This is a genomic window from Mucilaginibacter sp., assembly GCF_036568825.1.
GTDB lineage: Bacteria > Bacteroidota > Bacteroidia > Sphingobacteriales > Sphingobacteriaceae > Mucilaginibacter.
Genome location: NZ_DATCRU010000026.1, coordinates 107,173 through 124,534 on the forward strand (window position 1 = coordinate 107,173; position 17,362 = coordinate 124,534).

Consider the following 17,362-nt stretch of genomic DNA (forward strand, 5'->3'; position numbering starts at 1 on the left):
GTGTTGTTTTATCGGGTGTAAAATTATTGGGAGGTTTCTGCCTGCCGAATGACATTGGTTTGACAGAAACATGACATTCGTCACTTTTTTGAATCGTTTTCATCGGGGTCATCATCCAGCAGGATGCGTACCGAGGGTGTATAAAGGTCATCGTGCTGACCGTTACGCTGAGCCCAAAAAAAGGCTCCAAGGAAAACCAGCGCCAGCAATACACTGCAGCCGATCAGGAAATAAATGATACTCATATTAATTTTCTTCTTTTTGCCGCCAGGTGAGTGGCAATGCTGGTGAACGATATGATGGTGAATGTGCTCAAGGGCATCAGGATAGCCGCAATTAGTGGCGATAGCTTCCCGCTAACTGCATAGCTCAGGCCAATAACATTATAGGTAAGCGAGATGCAGAATGAGATATAAACCACGTGCAAAGCATCTTTTGAAAATTTGAGGAACGCGGGCAGTTTTTTAAGTGAACGGCCGTCCAGGATCGCATCGCTGCCGGGTGAAAAGTTGTTTACGTTATCAGTGATAGCAATCCCCAGGTCGCTTTGTTTTAAGGCACCCGCGTCATTAAGGCCGTCGCCCATCATCATAACTTTATGCCCGTTTTGCTGCAGTTGTTTAATAAAGTCGAGCTTTTCCTGCGGGGTGCGCTCAAAGAACATATCTTCTTTCGGAAACACAGATGAAAGAGCCTCACGTTCATGGCCATGATCACCTGATAAAAGAAATAGCTTATAAGCAAGGGAAAGAGAATGGACAGATGTAACACCATCGCGATAGCGTTGCTGAATAGTAAAATAGCCGATATATTTTTCATCTATCGAGATATGTACCTCTGTCTTCTTAGCTGATGAGGTTTCGGCCTGCATCACATTAACAAACTTTGCACTCCCAACTTTTATGAAATGGCCATCCACATCTGCTGTGATGCCCCGGCCCGGTGCTTCATAATAGTTGTTGGTGCTGATTTTAATATAGTTATCAAGATATTGGCATATCAACCGACTTAGTGGATGGGTTGAATTGGCGCATACCGAATAGATCATTTGCCTTTCGGTTTCAGTGGCAGCGATATGTGCTGTTATTGATGTTTCGCCATTAATAGTTATAGTACCTGTCTTGTCAAGAACGATAGTATCAATACGAGCTAACTGCTCAACAACTGCAGTATTTTTCAGGTAAAAAAAGTTCTTGTCGAAAATGCTCAAAGCGGCCGACATGGTGAACGGCGTACTCAAAGCCAGTGCACATGGGCAGGCGATAATAAGCACAGCAGTAAAGGCTGAAATGGCCCTTGGCAAATCGAAAGGAAGCCAGAAAAACAAAGAACCAAATGCGATCAGTAATAAAGCGAAAGTGAAATACTTACTTACTTTATCGCTGAATGTTTGCACCCGGTTTTCCTGTGTGCGGGTAAAGGCTTCGTTGTTCCAAAGGCGTGTAAGATAACTTTGTGATACTGGTTTTACTACCTCTAATTCAATAGCCTCGCCGGTTTGCCTGCCGCCTGCATAAACTACCTCGCCCAATACCTTACTGACAGGCACAGACTCTCCGGTAACGAAGCTAAAATCTACACGTGCGTCGCCTTTTAATAATATAGCATCCGCAGGGATGATCTCGTTATTGCGGATCAGTATACGTTGACCAACCTGAATATCAGATAAAGGAACCGGCCGTTCATTTGCCCCATCTATTACTTGTACGGCAACAGGAAAGAATGAACGGTAATCGCGTTCGAATGAAAGGTGATAGTATGTTTTGCGTTGTACAAATTTGCCGACTAATAAGAAGAACACTAAGCCGCATAACGTATCGGCAAATCCCGGGCCGGTATGTGTCAATATTTCAACCGCTGTACGCACAAATAATACTGTAATACCCAAAGCCAGTGGAAAATCAATATTGAGTACCTTGTTTTTAAGATTTGTCCATGCTGATTTAAAATAGCCGGTGCTGCTATATAAGAGAACGGGCAAGCAAAAAGCCAGGTTAAGCCAGCCAAAGAATTGCCTGAAAGATTGCTCATAAACTGAAATGCCTAAGTATTCAGGGAAACTCAGCAGCATCACATTTCCGAAACAAAAACCTGCAACAGCTATCTTTTTTACCAGGTTGTCCTTTTTGTCAAAGGCCTGCTTTTTCACCACATCCTGCAAACTAATGAGCGGTTCGTACCCTATTTTATCCAGCAGGCTAACCACTTCATGCAGGGTGATCAGTTGAGTATCAAAACGGATATTTACTTGTTTACGCAAAAAATCAACCCTGCTATGATAAATAGCCGGATTGATCTTGTTCAAATGTTCCAGCAGCCAGATACATGAACTGCAATGGATATCGGGAACATAAAAGGTGACGATGGTAAATTTTTCGTCTGAATAATCGGTGAGTTCCCTGATAATAGAGGGTTCTTTCAGATAATCCAGGCGTTTGCCTGCTTTCACCTGGCTTACGCCCGGATATTCGTTGTAAGCATAATAGCCACATAATCCGTTTTGCGACAGGATGGAATAAACCTCCCTGCACCCATTGCAGCAAAAAACTTTTTCGTCCTGTTCAATACATTCATCGGCACAGTCATTGCCGCAATGGTAGCAAGTGGTTTTGTGATCAATCTCCGCTTGTTTCATCTTTAATTTCTTGATTACTCAAAGATGAAGGCTAGTCGGCCGCTAAAGAATGATCTGAAAAATGTATAAAAGTGATCTTTATCACTTTTGCGGTATAATTAATAATGGAATAGTAATGTGATCAGCCATTTTCTGGGTATGACTGCCCAATAATATTTTGTCTAACAGGTCGTGCTTGCGGTGAACCATTGCCAACACGTCGATATGACCGTGATCGCACAACCAATCCAGACCGCGTTCAGCTTTATTGCTGCTCACGATCCGGTAAAATATGTTAGGGTAATCGGCCTTGTTTGACAGTTCAACAAGCAGTTGCTGTATATGCTTTTTGAATTTATAGGTGGGATCATCACCGTTATAAATATGGGTTAGCAGTAATTCGGCGTTGAGCCTTTTTAATAAAGGTATAAGTTCATAAATCGCTTTCAGATCTGCATCCGGATCTTTCAGATCAGTAGCAAAAGCTACTTTTTTGATCGGTTTAAGGGAGGCTGATGCCGGTACTAATAACAGCGGTGTTTTTGTGTTATTTATCATCCGATGGCTATGATTGCCGACTAAAAAGGTATCCAATTTGCTCGCTCCATGTGTACCCATAACAGTCAGTTCTATCGCTGTTTTTCCGGTAATTTCGGTTATTACATCTACCACGGCGCCAACTTCAGATGTACTGGTGATATATGGTTTAAAGCTGCTATTGTGATTTTGTTGAAGATCTTCCTTTAATTGCCGCAATTCAGAAGCGGAGCTCTCCAGCAATTCATCGTACTCTATCTGGGGCCAAACCAGTGTGCCGGCCTGTGGCATTTCCGCCGGAACTATAAAAGCATTGCATAAAATCACATCGGCTTGTACCTGCGATGCTATGGCATACCCATATTTAGCAGCATGGGCTGCATTGGCTGAAAAATCGGTTGCTATTAATATCTTTTTCATATCTGTAGGAATTTTAAGATCTACTTTAAGGTTAATGTTTGCGTGGTGTTGTAAAGAGCCATTTCCAGGCTTTTATCCAGGTTATAGATGTCTTTATAAGTTATTACCAGACCTTCTTTGACCTCGCAGGTGAGGTAAGTGATCTTTATGGGCACATGCTTTTTCAGCGAGATATTCCTGGTTAAGTGTGCATTATAGGCCTTATGCAGAACGGCTATCTTATTTGCATCCCCGCTGAATTTCAACATTAATTCGGCCAGGTGCAATGCATTTTCCACTCTCACACAACTATGGCTGAATGCTCTTTCTTCTTTTTTGAACAGCTGCTGCTCGGGTGTGTCATGCAAATAGATGTCGTAAATATTTTGAAAACGGAACACCACATTCCCCAGGGCATTGTCGCAGCCTGATGACTGACGTGCATAGTAAGCCTTTGTATTGCGTTTTACATTCCTGAGATTGACCTTTGTTGGTTTTACATAATTGCCCGCCTTATCGTAAATTGTAAAATGGTTATTATCCAGGTAAGCGGTATCCTTTAATGCTTTTGGCAGCAGTTCTTTCACAAATATGCTTTGCGGTATCCTCCATTCAGGATAGGTTGTAAAATAGGTGATCTCGCTGTTTAAAGACGGGGTTTGTGCTGTAGTTTTACCCACTACTACCTTAAATTCATAGGTGCTATCAGGCTGAACAAACTTCAGATTATAGGAAGGGATATTTATCTGTATATAAGCATCTTCATCAGTCTCAGCCCAGCGCAGGCGTTCCATATTAATAGCGATCTTTCGCACCTCGCTTTCAGGCACTTCGTAACAATCATCCTGGTACACGCCTTTCAACAGGCGCATACGGTCTTGCATGGCTGCGTATTGTTTTGATTTTGGTTGAACACTTAATACAGCATTCATAAAATTGCTTTGTTTGCGGGCATCAGTCAGTGCGTCTTCGGCATGAAAGGGCAGCATCAAACCGGCATCAATCTTATCAGTATAATATATAGGGTTGAGTTTACCATAATGCAGATTGTTCATAAAGGTGATTATGGCATCGCTTAGCAGGATGTCGAACTTTGCTTTGTCGCTATTACTGATTTTTCCCGGCTCTTCCAGCATCTCGTGGAGCGGTTTATACAATAATTCTTTCGGGTGATAGTCATCATGCGATAAACCATATTGCAGAACGCAATCAAGCAAGAGCATAGTTTCCCAGGTTTGCTTTGGATTGCTTTGTTCTTTTACCCAGGCTGCCTCTCCATTATTAGCTTCGTAAAAGCGCTTTACAGAATTAGGGAAATATAAGCCCAATGCTTTAGCATTATTGTCAGACAGGTATTGCTGAATAAAAGCCGCAACCGAGGTATCGCGTTCAACAATTTTATTAATACTTCTGACCCGATCGGTATTACATGAAGCGGTGCTTTGCAAAACCGCAAAAATTCCGAAAATGGTAAGCAGGATGCGCCCTGTCTTACTGCCTTTTATATATTTAAAAAACCTTTCCATAGCTGTCGTTTTTATAATGTAAAGTTGGGCGACAGCTCGCTTTTAAATAATGACCAATGTCACTTATTGACCTGATTTAAAGCATGATGGGTTGCCATTACCGTCAATAAAAAAGCGCTCACACTTACATGTGGCGCTTCGATCTGTGTATATGATTGATTTATTAGTTGGGAAATGCAAACTGGCCTAACTGGTTGTTTTGTGCTGACGCTTCCTGGACCAGGTAAAATATCTCTCTTTTCAAATCTTTATATTCTGTAAACAAATCGGTAACCATATATTCGAGCCTGATCTGTTTGCCGGCAACCTGGGTGGCATCTTCCGGGATCACATCTTCCGACATTAGTTCCAGTTGTTTTATCTGTTCATCTAAGGCCTGTTCTAGTTGGTTCTTTTCCACATCTAGCTGCATCAGGTCGCTATTGATCCGTTTTACAGTATCCTTTTCGCCGTTATTTTGAAGGATTAAATAATTGTTTTCGAGCAATGAACGCAGAAATTTTATTTCGATTTTATAAAATTCCAGGTCCGAACTCCACTTTTTGGCGATCACAAAATATTGTAATGAACGGGCAGATAAACTATTCAGGGTTTCCATATTTTTTGTTTATGGAGTAAATCTCCTTCTATTATACTTATATCCATGTGATGAAGATCATTTTTAAAAATGATCTTCATCACTCCAAACCTAATTGCTCAGATAATTGGGACAAAAGTGGGTTGGAGATAATTGTCTCAGGTTCGCTTTTCCAGTTCCAGTTTTTTATTTCAGGCATATCGTCCAGGTTAGTGCAGATGTAATCGTGATGCTGTTTCAGTTTTTCCTGGCAATAAGCAATCAATGCACCAATGCCATTATGCATTTGATATACTCTTTTTACTGCCTCGATTGCCAAGTGATAGCGGCTCATTTGATTAAGTACAGTCATATCAAAAGGCGTTGTGGTAGTGCCTTCTTCCATAAAGCCCCTCACATGAAAACGGGCAGGATAAGGCCGGCCATGAACAAGGTCGTGGATGATACGCACATAACCGTGAAATGCAAAGATGACAGGGGCGGCATCAGTAAACAATTCATGAAATTGTTCATTACTCATTCCGTGTGGATGATATTGCTGAGGAGATAATGACATCAGGTCGATCACGTTGACGACCCGGACCTTTAACTCAGGCAGGTGGTGTTTTAACAACCACGCGGCCGCAATAGTTTCTAAAGTCGGTACGTCCCCTGCGCATGCCAATACCACATCGGGTTCGCGGCCATGATCTGTGCTTGCCCATTTCCATACCGAAGCTCCTTTTTCACAATGCTCTACAGCCTCGTCCATATTCAGCCATTGTAGCTCCGGCTGTTTGCCGGCAACGATCAGGTTTACATAATTTTTGCTGCGCAGACAGTGATCGGTTACCGATAGCAGGGTATTGGCATCAGGAGGAAGATAAATCCGTACCATCGAGCTTTTCTTATTCACTACAGTATCAATAAAACCAGGTCCCTGGTGACTGTAACCGTTATGGTCCTGTCGCCAGGCATGCGACGTTAACAGGTAGTTTAATGACGCTACTGGTTTGCGCCATGGCAGTTCGCGGGCGGTTTTTATCCATTTAGCATATTGACTAAACATAGAATCTACGATGGTAATAAATGCTTCATAGCAAGGGAACAATCCATGCCTGCCTGTAAGCAGATACCCTTCGAGCCAGCCTTCGCACAAATGCTCACTTAATACCTCCATCACGCGTCCATCGGGTGACAGGCAATCGTCTTTGATTTCGATTTGCTCCATGAAGCAACGATTGGTCACTTCAAAAACTGATTCAAGACGGTTGGAGCTTGTTTCATCCGGGCAAAACAACCGAAAGTTTTTATTTTCGTCATTCAGCTTAAATACATCGCGTAAATAGTGCCCCAGGTTGCGGGTACTTTCGGCTTCTTTCACACCAGGTTCAAGTACTTCGAGTGCATAATCTTTAAAGTCCGGCAACACCAGGTCTTTCAGCAACAAGCCTCCGTTAGCATAAGGCAAAGCACTCATGCGTTTGTCGCCTTTAGGTGCCAGTGCCTTTAATTCAGGAATTAATTTACCATTCTCGTCAAACAAATCTTCAGGATGATAACTGCGCATCCATTGCTCCAAGAGCTTTAATTTGGCAGGGTCTTCTTTTACTCCCGCAAGCGGCACCTGGTGCGCCCTGAATGTGCCCTCTATCGGAATGCCATTCCACTCTTTCGGGCCTGTCCAGCCTTTTGGTGTGCGCAGGATGATCATCGGCCATTTAATACATCTTGATGACCCTTCTTCCTCCCTGGCGGCATGTTGTATTGCTTTAATTTTACAATAAGCATCATCCAAAGCCCAGGACATTACCTCGTGTACGTACATTGGATCACTACCCTCAACAAAACGTACATCATAACCGTAACTGGTAAACAATCTAAACAAGTCATCGTCTGACATGCGGGCCAAAACTGTCGGCCCCGATATTTTGTAACCATTCAGGTGCAGAATAGGCAATACAGCGCCATCACGGGCCGGGTTCAGAAATGCTACTGATTCCCAGCTCCCGGCCAGGGGAGCAGTTTCGGCTTCGCCATCACCGATCACACAAGCCGCTATCAGATCAGGGTTATCAAAAACGGCCCCAAAAGCATGGACGAGCGAATAACCCAATTCGCCACCTTCGTGCATCGATCCCGGCGTATGAGCGCTTACGTGGCTGGGTACTCCGCCCGGCGTTGAAAACTGGCGGAATAAATGTTTGATGCCTGCCTCATTTTCCGTTATCGAAGGATATATTTCTGAATAGGTGCCTTCAAGATAGGTATTTGCTACAATTGCCGGTGCGCCATGCCCTGGACCGCAGATGTAAAGTACATCCGCTCCTGTGTCATTGATCAGCCTGTTCAGGTGTACGTAGATGAGGTTCAAACCCGGCGAAGTGCCCCAATGCCCTAAGAGACGTGGCTTGATGTGTTCGGGTGTTAAAGGCTCCTTGAGCAAGGGGTTGTCCTGCAAATAAATCTGACCGGCAGCCAGGTAGTTGGTTGCCATCCAATAAGCATTGATCAGCTCTAATTCTTTTTCAGATAGATTTTTCATGATCTTGAAGGATAAGTTCTTTACTGATAAGTTGTTGCGTATGGCTTGCTATCATCCATTCTTCATTCGTAGGGATCACTTCTACAGTTACCCTGCTGTCGATGGCTGATATTACCCGGTTATTCTCATGGTTCGACTTGTCGTAGATGAATATACCCAGGAATTCTAATCCCTCACAAATGCGTTCGCGTATGGCTGCCGAATTTTCACCAATACCACCAGTGAATATCAACATGTCCAATCCACCCATAGCGGCAGCAAAAGCGCCGATATACTTTTTAGCCTGGTAGCAAAAAAGATCGATAGCTTCAGTTGCTTTTGCGTCTGTTGGTTCGTTCCTCAGCAATTCCTGCATATCGCCCGTGCCGGCAATAGCCTTAAGCCCTGCATGCCGGCTCAATAATTCATCCATATCAGACACGCACATGTTAGTGTGTTTTAAAAGAAAAAGTACCACCCCCGGATCCAGATCGCCCGACCTGGTGCTCATTACCAGGCCACCCATTGTGCTTACGCCCATTGTGGTATCTACGCTTTTACCATTCTTTACAGCTGCCATGCTCGACCCACTCCCCAGGTGTGCGATAATGATCTTTTTCTTATCCGCCTGAACATCAGTAAGCTTACTCAAAACATACTCGTATGATAGGCCGTGAAATCCGTAACGCATCAAACCTTCCTTTTTGTAGATCAAAGGCAAAGGGTAATATTTAGCACAGTTGGGCATATCTGCATGAAAAGCGGTATCGTAGCAAACTACATGGGGTAACCCATCAAAGGCATCTCTAAATAATTTTATTGCAGTTATCTGTTCAGGCAGATGATTGGGTGCCAGGTAGATATAATTGTTTAACTCTGTAATGAGCTCGTTAGTAACAATCTCTGTATCATGTCTATGCGGTCCACCAAGCACCAATCTATGCCCGATGGCGGCCAGAGGATATTTAGGCTGATTGATTTTCAGCCAATTTAAAACCTCTTTAACAGCGGCACATGCGCTGTTGTAAAATTTCAGGTCATTCTTCAGAAGCTTGTCATTTTTGTCCTTTATCCTGAATGTTCCTACCGTTGTGGCTATATGAGTTATTGCACCCGAGAGTTCAAGGGCAAGGGAATCTGCATCGTATAAGCTAAATTTTAAACTGGAAGAACCGCAGTTTAAGGTTAGAATAAATTTCTCCTGACGTTTCATGTTTGAATTTTTGCAGGCGAATATCTTTTGATCTTCGCTTCACAAAACTCAGGGAATTAACAAACCGGGCGAATGACGGCAGACAATACAAAAAATGCTTTTGGTCACTTTCTTGCCCTCTTTTTAAGACTGTGGTAGAACCATCTTTTGGCCAGTTCAGCTGAGAAAAGATAAAGAGCTACGATGAGCAGCATCCACCAATAATATTGTAATGGGAGAGAGGTAAAGCCTAGCCAGTTTGCCAGCGGCAATGCGGGAATAAGCAGAACAAATACAAGCACTAAGATAGTAGCAACGGATAATAATTTGCCCGGGAGACTTTTGAAAAATGGCAGCCGGGTACGCACCACCAGCACGATCAGGATAGCAGAGATAACCGATTCGGTAAACCATCCGGTTTGAAAAGCTTTCTCTTTTGAATGCATGATAAACAACAACAGGCCGAAAGTGAGATAATCAAATACAGAACTCAGCAGACCAAAGATCACCATAAACCGTCGAATAAAACTCAAATCCCATCGTTGGGGGGACTGCACGTTAATATCGTCGACCTTATCAGTAGCAATAGCCATTTCGGGGAAATCGGTCAGCAGATTGGTGAGTAATATTTGCTTTGGTAGCAACGGTAAGAATGGCATCAACAGTGATGCGCCGGCCATGCTGAACATGTTGCCAAAATTGGCGCTTGTAGCCATAAAAATATACTTCATGGTGTTAGTAAAAGTTTTTCGGCCTTCCACGATTCCATCTACCAGCACATCAAGACTATTGCTCAATAGAACGATATCAGCAGCTTCTTTTGCAACATCGACTGCTGTGTTAACTGAGATACCGACATCAGCTATATGCAGGGCAGGTGCGTCATTAATTCCATCACCCATAAAACCCACCACACAACCAGATCTTTTCAAAATAGCGATGATGCGCTCCTTTTGATCAGGCTCCACTTCTGCAAATATGTCAACACTCTTCGCTTTATGAATTAGCGCCACATTACTCATTTTATGCAGTTGGGTACCGGTGAGGATATTAGGGTCAATCAACCCAACGTGCAAAGCCAGGCTTTTAGCAACTAGGGCATTATCACCTGTAATGATTTTTAAGCTGACGCCTAATTCATTCAGTTTCACAATCGTGGCATCAATTTCGGCTTTGGGTGGATCAAACATAGCAATAAAGCCAAGGAATATCATATTTTGTTCATCTTCTCTTGTAACCTTGTATTCTTTATCTGTATTCTTATAAGCCACGCCGAGTGTGCGGAATCCAGAACTGCTCAACTGCTGGTATTGTTCGTCGATTTGCTTATTATAGTCAGCTAAATTCTTTATACCTTTTGAGGTCTCAATTTTATTGCAGATGTTCAATATCGCATTTAAAGCCCCCTTTGTGATGGCTATAGTTTCGATGCCATTAGTTACCTGAACCGTGAGGCACTTGCGATTAAAGTCATATGGTACTTCAGTGATAGCTATAAACGTTCCTGATTTCTGCTGGTGAGATTGACAAATGGCTGCATCTATCGGGTTATGAAATCCCTGCTGTAATGAGGCGTTCAGCCAGGCGTATTGTAATACTTTATCATTATGATTTCCATCAATATCAAGTGCATCTTTTAGTTTGACTTTCCCCTCGGTGATTGTTCCTGTTTTATCCGAACACAGGATATTCATGCTCCCGAAATTTTCTATCGATGACAGCCGTTTTACAATTACCTGCTTACGGGCCATCCGTCTGGCTCCTGTCGAAAGATTCACGCTGATAATGGCAGGTAAAAGCTGGGGTGTGAGGCCAACAGCTAATGCCAGCGAGAAAAGGAATGAATCTAAAACAGGCTTGTGCAAATAAACATTTACAGCAAATATGACGAAGACCAGTAGCAGCGTCACTTCCATCAACATATAACCAAATTTCCGTATGCCCCGCTCAAAATCAGTTTCGGGCGCTTTATGCTGCAGGTCGGAAGATATTTTACCAAATTCGGTTTGCCGTCCTGTTTTTATAACCAGCGCAGTGGCTTTGCCACTTATAACATGCGACCCCATAAACAGCGAATTACTGCGTTTGGAAAGCTGTAGGTCGGCAGGCAGTATGCAACTACTTTTCTCAACCGGGTAGGTTTCGCCGGTAAAAGCTGCTTCATCAACAAATATTTCCTGCGACTCGATGATCAGGCTATCACCAGGAATAATGTCGCCGGCAGTGAGGTAAACGATGTCACCGGGGACGATTTGCTCCATTGGTATTTCTTTCTTTCCGCTATCGCGCAAAACGGTACAATTGAGTTGAACAAGTTTCAGTAATTCATCAACCGCATTAGCAGCGCCTTTTTCCTGCCAGAAGCTGAGCATGCTGCTGATCAGCACGATAACCAGGATGATGACGGTGTCTGTGACATCACCTAACGCAGCCGATAACAAAGCAGCAGCAATAAGCAATAATGTGATAGGGCTTTTAAATTGCGATAAGAAAAGTACTACTGTCGAAACCCTCTTTTTCGATTTAATAGTATTGGGACCATATTGCTTTAGGCGTTCATTTGCCTCTTTATCGGTAAGGCCATTAAGACAGCAAGATAATCTATGCAAAGCATCATCGACAGACAAGTGCCAGAAGTGTGATAAGTCGTCAATTTTTAAATTATTCAAAACGAAATATATTATGAAGGAAACACCATGACAGGCACCGGAACCTGTTCGGGCATACAGGTTTTGATCGATCTGCCGAATATTTCCTCAAAATGAAACCGGTGATTAGCCAAAGCTAATAAATCTGCCTTTAGATTATTGATTATAACCCCAATTGCAACATTTACATTACGCTCTTTTATATTGTTGAAGTAAATTCTTTGATACCTGGCCTGAGTGGATAGTTCATTCTCAAATAGTGACATCGCATATTTATCATCCAAAGGTGGCAGGTCTTTTGCTGAAAGATGCTCCATGATGAGGTTAGCGCTGTAGTTCCTTGCAAATTCAATAAGGAATTTCAGCATAGCTTTTCTGCAATAGCGCATATCTACAGCATAAGCTATGTTTTCAAAACTCCTCTTTTTATAATTATCTGGTACTAACAATAATGGACAACCCACGTGATTAATAATTGATTGAATGTTTACTTCACATAGCAATTCATGGGTAATATGCGTTTCGATTCCCTTAATCATTAACCAAATATCTTTTCTAATCACTAATTCTCTGATGTCCTTTTCCGAGTAGTTGCTGGCATCGACGTACCATCGTACCGGTTTAAAGTCGTCGTTTAAATTAACAGGCGCTGCTGCAGAGATTTCATGAAAATTTATGCTTGCATTTACTTTAGCCCCGGCTGTAACCAGATTTTTTGAAGTTTTGAGTTTTTCTTTTTTAACAAGGTTCAAAACTAATAAATCGGCTTTGCCCCTTTGGGCAATTGCCACAGCAAATTGTTCTGCATTTGCAGCTTCCGTTGAGCCGTCGTTAAATACAAGTATCGTTCTCATAGCCAGCTTTAAATTCGATGTGAATTTTTTTTAAAACTGGCAAAATAGGATGTAAATAAGAATGATGTAAGTCATCAATAAATGTGATAAATAACACCTATTATATTTATTTAAATGATTGAAAAGATTTTTGATCTATCAATTTGTTCAACTTTTACATTTAAACAAGGACTTATAGGAGCTTCAAAACGAAAAAAGGCCATCTTTCGATGACCTTTCCCTTATGGTAGCCCGTAGGGGAACACAACATGAAAATATCGGCAATCATCGGCAAATAAAATGCCTTATAAATAGCCAAAAGGCAGCATTTTCGATAATCTTTGTTTCCTTTGTTTTATATTTTTTTGTTACTTATTTGTTACCCGATATTTTTTTTAATTACTTTTACTAAAAATTCGCAATGAGTGTAAAGCTTAGAAAGAAAAGTATATCAGGTAACAAGTACAGTCTGTATTTGGACATCTACGAAAATTCAGAAAGAATATATGACTTTCTTAAGATTCATATTTTTAAAAAGCCACGCACCCCATTAGAGACACAGTTAAATAAAGACAATTTAAAGCTTGCTGAAACTATCAGAGCAAAAAGGGAAATACAGATCAATAGTAGTGGGAGTGATTACGTGCCGCGTCATAAACAAAAAGTTAACTTCTTATTGTATTTCGAAACTTTTGCAAAAAACTATACTAAAAAGGATTTCAGATTAGTTCAGGGTGCTTTCAAATATTTTAAGGAATTTGTAAACGTCGAATATTTGAAACCTGCAGAAGTAACCGAAGATTTGTTGCTCAAATTCAAAGAGTTTTTAGAAAGTAGATTAAAGGGAGAGACACCAGCAAACTATTTCAGTAAATTAAAAAAAGTGATCCGGCAGGCTCATAAAGAAAAGGTATTCATCGATAACCCCGCTTTGTATATAGTCAATAAAAAGAACGACAATATCAAAAAAGATATACTGACTGCAGAGGAGATACAAGTTCTTGCAAACACAGACTGTTCAAATCCAGAAGTAAAAAAGGCCTTTTTATTTTCTTGTGTAACTGGATTAAGGTTCTGCGATATTTCAAACTTGAAATGGGAAAATATTCATGGTGACATGATGAAAATAACTCAACAAAAAACAAATGTCCCTGCTTTAATTAACCTTAATAGTACCGCAATTAGGCTTTTAGGTACGAGGGCTCTCAATAAAGATTTGGTATTTAGTCTTCCTTCTCACACAGCTTGCTTGAAACATTTAAGAAATTGGGTTAATGATGCGAAGATTACTAAGAAGATAACCTGGCACTGTGCCCGACACTCGTTTGGGTCTAACCTCCTATATTATGGGACTGATGCAAAAACTGCATCAGGATTATTAGGTCATACCAGTATGAAGTATACTGAAAGGTATCTGCACATAGCTAATTCAAGAAAAGAACAAGCTATTAATAATCTGCCTGAAATACACCTGTGATATTTTACTTCCAACTAATTTCTGTTGTTTATATTAGGGGCTAATAATCATAATCCTTGAGTAAGCCTGTTATCTCATTTCTTGAGAGTATTGAAACCGATTTCAAACTTCACCAAAATATTATCACCAATGTTTCCTCGATTTATTCAGGTTTGACAGACGATAATACCCAATTTCTTAAACTGCGGGATAGCTGGAATGCAGGCCGATGGTTAGAGCTTCCGATTTCACGATTAACCGATAAGGTTTTAAATCACTATGAGATCGGTGAATTTGATACTGAAATTAAATATAATTCGGTAAACAATCACATGGGATATTTTGAATATGCTAAGGCTGTTTTTTTTAAATGCTTTAGATATTTAAACTCGCAATTTCCAAAAGAAATTGATGAATATTTTGATGATGTTGAGGAAGCCCAGGCTTTAGTAGAAGATTTGACCCACCGCCCAGCGACATTATCAGATGCAGAATTTTACAAAGCGATATTATTTGAATTTATTCAAGTATTCAAGTGGTTGGAAGAACAGTTTTATTGGCTATACCCGTTTTACGATCCACAACTTTTGAAATATGATAAATTTGAACAAGTGTCTCTGTCATATGAACGGTTTTCGAAAATATCATCATCACATAGAGAATATATGATACTTGACTACGGCGATAAAAATGATGAAGTAATAAAAATGATGCATGATGCATTGAATAAAATCTATATTGAAGACATTTCCCTCGACAAATTTTCAAAATATTTTACATCTGAACCGCCGCCTGAAAAACTGCGATGGCGAAAATCGGCTGTTGGTTTGTTAATCTTATTCAAAGGGAAGGAGATTCCACTCAAATTTGATGAAGAACCGAAATTGCTTCGTATAAAAACCAACGGTAGTGCTGTAAAAATGATTTGTGATAATTTTTTAGACGAAGACGGCCAAACTTTTGATCCCAAACGGGTCGAAAACAATAAAAAAAATCTGAAATCGGAGGTTAATCGCGGAACCGAAGAATTAATACAATTATTAAAAGATGTTCATAATCTTAAATAGTATTCCCGTACTATATCCATACTGTATCCATACTTCGTAGATTTAGCACTCTACCGACTTTTGGCATCGTGATTCACAAGGAACGGGCAGTCGACGGCCTATTAACTTAAAAAATTAAGATGTCAGAATTTAAAACATTATTAGAAAGGATAGAGGACCTGTATGGTGCCCAAAAATCCGTCCTCACACTGGCTGAACTAAGCCGGTACACAGGTTTAAGTAAGAGCTGCTTGTACAAGTTAACCAGTTCTCGAAAAATTCCCTTTAGCTGTCCAAACGGGAAAACACTATTCTTCGATAAAGCTGCTATTGATAAGTGGCTTCTGAGTAATCCGGTGTCAACTGATGATGAAATCGATATTGCAGCTGCTAATTACGTGACCTTAAGGCCCAGTAGGATAGGAGGTATGTTATGATTGAGCAACAAAAAAAGGAGGTGCTAACACCAAAGCCTTACGAGTACGATGTAAGGCCCGTAGCATATTATAACATCAAACGCGTCAATTTTGAGAATAAATTGGAAGAGTGTGTTGTGGTCGAAAGAGCCGGTGAACAAACAATTTTTGATGAAATGATCACCTTAAACAAGCGTTGGTATATAAAGACGGTGTGGCGCAAGTACAGAAAGCAATGGTGGAACTATTATTCGATCACAGCTACTAACGAAGATACTGGGAAGAGCAGGGAATTTGATCTTTACCCCAAAGGCCATACTAAATATTTCGTTGGAATTATAAACTATACCAACCTTAATTACTTTATCGTCTCAAGAGAAAGATCCTTTCAGATCTACATTTACGAAGGGACCCCTGAACACATGCTGGAATATTGGGAGAAGTACAATAAAGGGGAGAGCAGCTTGAAGATTTCTTGTTTAGTGATCAGTATGTCCAAACTCCTAAAGACTACCTCTCAGGTTTAGATATATATAAATGGGAAAAAGTAATCAAAATGGTAACCTTTTTAATAAAGCAACATTATGTTAGATACAATTAACGCAACATTATACATCAATAATAACTACCTAAATAAACTGCAATCCTTTCTGGAAACAATGCAGAGTAAGCACACAAACTTCAATACTGGTAAGACCACGTTCAAGGGTGGAATCAGGAATATGTTACTAACAGTAAGTGAGCACCGAATAAAAATTTGCGGTAGTCTATCAAAATTCTACTTTGGTAACAATATTCAGTCGTTGACTCACGAGACCTTCAATTTGGCGGTCACTGAATTATGTGAAATAACCGGACTGCCATTTTGCGAGGCAAAAATCAACCGACTGGACTTAGCCCAGAATATAAGCGTAGAACATTCTCCAAGTTCATATTTTGATTATTATGGTGAACGGAAGTACATGCATCGATTGGAACAAGGTTATGGCCTTTATTATCGGAATACAACCAGTGAACGTGTATTCTACGATAAGACCAAAGACGTGATTGATAATCTTGAAACTCTTCCTGTTAATCTTATATCAAATAACTTACTGCGATTTGAGGTTAGGGACTACGGGCATAAGAATATCTGCAAACGATACCAAATGGCAGAAGTGACATTAGGTAAGTTATGTGAACCTGCCGCGTATCGGAGTTTAGTGTCCACGTGGGCCGCTGAGTATGATAAGATTGATAAGTATGATGCTGTTCCCGTGTTCGACGATGACGTTTACCGTAACCCTAAACAATTCTGCGATCAAATTACCTACAAAGGTGTGCAGGCATTGGGTGGTCAAGCAGCTGTAATGTCTTTAGTTAAACAGGCCAGGTTGCGTAAGGTGTTCCATACTACTCAGCAATACCTTTCTATCAGACGTAAGGTTCGTAGTCTGGGTAGAATCAAAAGCAGACAACTCGTGAACCCCTTTATCGACGAGATTAACACGAAAGTTTTGGACTTGGTGAGATTGGGTATTTAGATCGGTTATAAGCGTCGATCGATGAAAAATGAAGGAAAGCTGCCGTAAGGTGGCTTTCTTCGCTTAGATCCAATAAAACAAGTATTAAAAAC

The 17,362-nt window shown here is 40.9% G+C and carries 14 protein-coding genes; 5 read left to right on the top strand and 9 right to left on the bottom strand.

From position 1 onward, the window contains the following. Positions 1–80: 80 nt before the first annotated feature. The 9 genes from ccoS to VIM89_RS05580 form a co-directional block, all read right to left on the bottom strand. Positions 81–245: a cbb3-type cytochrome oxidase assembly protein CcoS gene (gene ccoS, locus VIM89_RS05540; RefSeq protein WP_488155140.1), complete on the bottom strand. Its 165-nt coding sequence runs from the start codon at positions 243–245 to the stop codon at positions 81–83. Beyond that, positions 242–2,635, bottom strand: a complete 2,394-nt coding sequence (locus VIM89_RS05545) for a heavy metal translocating P-type ATPase (RefSeq protein ID WP_488155141.1) — start codon at positions 2,633–2,635, stop codon at positions 242–244. The genes ccoS and VIM89_RS05545 overlap by 4 nt, the downstream gene beginning before the upstream one ends. 81 nt (positions 2,636–2,716) lie before the next feature. Next, the gene (locus VIM89_RS05550) at positions 2,717–3,571 is read right to left on the bottom strand and encodes a universal stress protein (protein WP_488155142.1); all 855 of its coding nucleotides are present in this window, start codon (positions 3,569–3,571) and stop codon (positions 2,717–2,719) included. Positions 3,572–3,591: 20 nt separating this feature from the next. Further along, on the bottom strand, positions 3,592–5,076 hold the full coding sequence (locus VIM89_RS05555) for a L,D-transpeptidase scaffold domain-containing protein (protein ID WP_488155143.1): 1,485 nt from the start codon (positions 5,074–5,076) through the stop codon (positions 3,592–3,594). A gap of 163 nt (positions 5,077–5,239) precedes the next feature. Continuing rightward, a complete protein-coding gene (locus VIM89_RS05560; RefSeq protein WP_488155144.1) occupies positions 5,240–5,674 on the bottom strand; it encodes a hypothetical protein in 435 nt (144 codons plus the stop codon). 79 nt (positions 5,675–5,753) lie between these two features. Continuing rightward, a complete protein-coding gene (locus VIM89_RS05565) occupies positions 5,754–8,177 on the bottom strand; it encodes a phosphoketolase family protein (RefSeq protein WP_488155145.1) in 2,424 nt (807 codons plus the stop codon). Beyond that, complete coding sequence (locus VIM89_RS05570; RefSeq protein WP_488155146.1) at positions 8,161–9,369, bottom strand: acetate/propionate family kinase; 1,209 nt, start codon at positions 9,367–9,369, stop codon at positions 8,161–8,163. The genes VIM89_RS05565 and VIM89_RS05570 overlap by 17 nt, the downstream gene beginning before the upstream one ends. Positions 9,370–9,473: 104 nt before the next feature. Then, complete coding sequence (mgtA, locus tag VIM89_RS05575) at positions 9,474–12,017, bottom strand: magnesium-translocating P-type ATPase (protein WP_488155147.1); 2,544 nt, start codon at positions 12,015–12,017, stop codon at positions 9,474–9,476. Between the two features lie 11 nt (positions 12,018–12,028). Next, on the bottom strand, positions 12,029–12,850 hold the full coding sequence (locus VIM89_RS05580) for a hypothetical protein (RefSeq protein ID WP_488155148.1): 822 nt from the start codon (positions 12,848–12,850) through the stop codon (positions 12,029–12,031). A 400-nt stretch (positions 12,851–13,250) separates the two neighbouring features. Here VIM89_RS05580 and VIM89_RS05585 point away from each other — a divergent pair, with 400 nt between their 5' ends. From VIM89_RS05585 to VIM89_RS05605, 5 genes are all read left to right on the top strand, one after another. Beyond that, entirely contained in the window at positions 13,251–14,306 is a 1,056-nt protein-coding gene (locus VIM89_RS05585) for a tyrosine-type recombinase/integrase (RefSeq protein ID WP_488155149.1), read from the top strand. A 56-nt stretch (positions 14,307–14,362) separates the two neighbouring features. After that, positions 14,363–15,352, top strand: coding sequence for a hypothetical protein (locus VIM89_RS05590; RefSeq protein WP_488155150.1), 990 nt, complete (start codon positions 14,363–14,365; stop codon positions 15,350–15,352). A gap of 119 nt (positions 15,353–15,471) precedes the next feature. Continuing rightward, positions 15,472–15,768 (top strand): helix-turn-helix domain-containing protein, encoded by a 297-nt coding sequence (locus tag VIM89_RS05595; protein ID WP_488155151.1) that lies wholly within the window; start codon positions 15,472–15,474, stop codon positions 15,766–15,768. Then, a complete protein-coding gene (locus VIM89_RS05600) occupies positions 15,765–16,274 on the top strand; it encodes a hypothetical protein (RefSeq protein WP_488155152.1) in 510 nt (169 codons plus the stop codon). The genes VIM89_RS05595 and VIM89_RS05600 overlap by 4 nt, the downstream gene beginning before the upstream one ends. A 57-nt stretch (positions 16,275–16,331) precedes the next feature. Continuing rightward, the gene (locus tag VIM89_RS05605) at positions 16,332–17,270 is read left to right on the top strand and encodes a phage/plasmid replication domain-containing protein (RefSeq protein ID WP_488155153.1); all 939 of its coding nucleotides are present in this window, start codon (positions 16,332–16,334) and stop codon (positions 17,268–17,270) included. Positions 17,271–17,362 lie beyond the last annotated feature (92 nt).

Bases quoted from the DNA above. Each gene is read 5' to 3' on its own strand.
- ccoS (WP_488155140.1), bottom strand. From the start codon at position 245: ATGAGTATCATTTATTTCCTGATCGGCTGCAGTGTATTGCTGGCGCTG.
- VIM89_RS05545 (WP_488155141.1), bottom strand. From the start codon at position 2,635: ATGAAACAAGCGGAGATTGATCACAAAACCACTTGCTACCATTGCGGC.
- VIM89_RS05550 (WP_488155142.1), bottom strand. From the start codon at position 3,571: ATGAAAAAGATATTAATAGCAACCGATTTTTCAGCCAATGCAGCCCAT.
- VIM89_RS05555 (WP_488155143.1), bottom strand. From the start codon at position 5,076: ATGGAAAGGTTTTTTAAATATATAAAAGGCAGTAAGACAGGGCGCATC.
- VIM89_RS05560 (WP_488155144.1), bottom strand. From the start codon at position 5,674: ATGGAAACCCTGAATAGTTTATCTGCCCGTTCATTACAATATTTTGTG.
- VIM89_RS05565 (WP_488155145.1), bottom strand. From the start codon at position 8,177: ATGAAAAATCTATCTGAAAAAGAATTAGAGCTGATCAATGCTTATTGG.
- VIM89_RS05570 (WP_488155146.1), bottom strand. From the start codon at position 9,369: ATGAAACGTCAGGAGAAATTTATTCTAACCTTAAACTGCGGTTCTTCC.
- VIM89_RS05580 (WP_488155148.1), bottom strand. From the start codon at position 12,850: ATGAGAACGATACTTGTATTTAACGACGGCTCAACGGAAGCTGCAAAT.
- VIM89_RS05585 (WP_488155149.1), top strand. From the start codon at position 13,251: ATGAGTGTAAAGCTTAGAAAGAAAAGTATATCAGGTAACAAGTACAGT.
- VIM89_RS05595 (WP_488155151.1), top strand. From the start codon at position 15,472: ATGTCAGAATTTAAAACATTATTAGAAAGGATAGAGGACCTGTATGGT.
- VIM89_RS05600 (WP_488155152.1), top strand. From the start codon at position 15,765: ATGATTGAGCAACAAAAAAAGGAGGTGCTAACACCAAAGCCTTACGAG.
- VIM89_RS05605 (WP_488155153.1), top strand. From the start codon at position 16,332: ATGTTAGATACAATTAACGCAACATTATACATCAATAATAACTACCTA.